3 protein-coding genes are annotated in these 2,500 nt (G+C 61.1%); 1 reads left to right on the top strand and 2 read right to left on the bottom strand.

Annotation, left to right across the window (positions count from 1 at the left end):
• On the top strand, positions 1–88 hold an 88-nt coding region (locus ACXRVY_RS23965), incomplete at its 5' end, for a hypothetical protein (RefSeq protein WP_458238423.1).
• Positions 89–178: 90 nt separating this feature from the next.
• On the opposite strand, the gene zwf is transcribed toward ACXRVY_RS23965, so the two are convergent.
• Both zwf and gnd read right to left on the bottom strand, forming a co-directional pair.
• A complete protein-coding gene (gene zwf, locus ACXRVY_RS23960) occupies positions 179–1,693 on the bottom strand; it encodes a glucose-6-phosphate dehydrogenase (protein WP_223458173.1) in 1,515 nt (504 codons plus the stop codon).
• The coding region (gene gnd, locus ACXRVY_RS23955) for a phosphogluconate dehydrogenase (NAD(+)-dependent, decarboxylating) (protein ID WP_458238422.1) at positions 1,690–2,500 on the bottom strand (811 nt) is incomplete at its 5' end. The genes gnd and zwf, both read right to left, overlap by 4 nt.

Here is a 2,500-nt window from a genome sequence, read left to right as displayed (position 1 = left end):
GTCTTACGGGCGGATGGTCTGGATGGCGTTGCCGTACACCGTGGTGATGGGCTTGCTCGGGTGGTATGCGGTGAGCTACTGGCTGTAACCGCCGGAGCAAAATGTCGGAGCAGGCTCGCACACAGTTGATCTGTGTCGGACACGAAACCTGTGTACACCCTCCCACAGGAGATACGTGTTATCCGAGGCGGTGCCAGACGCGGCCGTCGCGAGTCAGCAACTCTTCGCCGGCCTTGGGGCCGTTTTCCCCGGCGGCATAGCCCTGCACGCTGGAATCCTGCTGCAAGGCATCCAGGAACGGCTGCACGGCGCGCCAGCCGTTCTCGATATTGTCGGCGCGCTGGAACAGAGTCTGATCGCCCGTCAGGCAATCGTAGATCAGGGTTTCGTAGCCGGTGGACGGCTGCATCTCGAAGAAGTCCTTGTAKGCGAACCCCAGCTCGATGTTGTCCATCTTCAGGGCCTGACCGGGACGCTTGGCCAACAGGTCGAACCACATGCCTTCGTTGGGCTGGATCTGAATGCGCAAATAGGTCGGCTGCAACTCGTCGACCTCGGTATCGCGGAACTGCGCATAGGGCGCCGGTTTGAAACAGATGACGATCTCGGTGTCACGCACGCTCATGCGTTTACCGGTACGCAGGTAGAACGGCACGCCGACCCAGCGCCAGTTGTCGATCATGACCTTGAGGGCCACATAGGTTTCGGTATTGCTGTCGGGTGCGACCTTGTCTTCCTGGCGATAGCCCGGCAGTGCCTTGCCGTCGATCTGACCTGCAGTGTATTGACCGCGCACCGAGTTGGCGCGGGCCTCCTCCACCGTCCAGGGCCTGATCGCGCCGACGACCTTGGCTTTCTCGCCGCGCACCGCATCGGCGCCAAACGCGGCGGGTGGTTCCATCGCCACCATCGCCAGCAGCTGGAACAGGTGATTGGGCACCATGTCCCGCAGGGCGCCGGTGTGCTCATAAAAACTGCCACGGGTTTCCACGCCGACGGTTTCGGCGGCAGTGATCTGCACGTGATCGATGTAGTGATTGTTCCAGAACGCTTCGAACAGGCTGTTGGAAAAACGGCTGACCAGAATGTTCTGCACGGTTTCCTTGCCCAGGTAATGATCGATCCGGTAGATCTGCTTTTCCGTCATCACCTTGAGYAGGCAGGCGTTCAAGGCCTCGGCCGTTTGCAGGTCAGAGCCAAAGGGTTTTTCGATCACGACCCTTCTGAACGCCTCGGGGGTCTCCTCCAGCAAGCCGGCGCTACCGAGGCGGCGTGCCACTTCACTGAAGAAACGCGGTGCGGTGGCCAGGTAGAACACCGCATTGCCGGTTCCGCTGTCGGCGATTTTCGCCGCCAGCGCTTGATAAGTGCTGTCGTCCAGGAAATCGCCCTGGACGTAGCTGATGCCTTTGGCGAGTCTGGACCAGACCGCCGGATCAAGGGTGTGGTCACCCTTGCCAGCCATCTCGTTTCGAATGAAATCTTCGAGCTTTTGCGCAAAGCCTTCATCGCTGATGGCGTTGTGGTCAACGCCGATGATCCGCAGTCCATCCCCGAGTAGCCCGTTGCGCTTGAGGTTATACAGCGCCGGTACCAACAGACGCTTGACCAGGTCACCGTGGGCGCCAAACAGAAACAGCGTCGTTGGTGGTGCGGGTTCAGCCTTGGATTTCCTGCGGATCACATGGGTCATTTTTTCGAGGTCTCCACGTGGCCGCCGAAGCCGAAGCGCTGGGCCGAGAGAACCTTGTCGCCAAAGGTCCCTTGCCCACRGGAGCGGTAGCGGGAGAACAGCGAGTTGGACAGCACCGGTACCGGCACCGCTTGCTCCATCGCAGCTTCGATGGTCCATTGACCTTCACCGCTGTCGGCCACGGACCCGGAGTAACCGTCGAGCTTTGGATCGCTGGCCAGGGCGTCGGCAGTCAGGTCGAGCAACCACGAGGACACCACGCTGCCACGACGCCAGACTTCGGCGATGTCGGCGACGTTCAGGTCGAAACGCTGGTCTGGCGCAAGGTTCTCGCTGTTTTTGGTTTGCAGGATGTCGAAGCCTTCGGCGAAGGCCTGCATCATTCCGTACTCGATGCCGTTGTGGATCATCTTCACGAAATGTCCTGCGCCGGCGGGACCGGCGTGAATGTAGCCGTGTTCGGCACGCTCGTCATCGGACTTGCGGTCCCTGGTGCGCGGGATATCGCCCAGGCCCGGGGCCAGGGTTTTGAACAGCGGGTCGAGGCGCTTAACGGTCTCGGCATCGCCGCCGATCATCATGCAGTAGCCGCGCTCCAGACCCCAGACGCCGCCGGAGGTGCCGACGTCGATGTAATGCAGGCCTTTTTCCGACAGGGTCTTTGCCCGGCGGATATCGTCCTTATAGAAGGTGTTGCCGCCGTCGATGATGGTGTCACCGGCTTCGAGCAAGGTGCTCAGGGTATCGATGGTTTCTTCGGTCGGCGCGCCGGCCGGCAACATGACCCACACCGCACGTGGCCTGGCC

The organism is Pseudomonas sp. P5_A2_2 (genome assembly GCF_054177685.1).
Note: the sequence above shows the minus strand (reverse complement) of the source record. Positions and strands in the feature narration are given on the sequence as shown.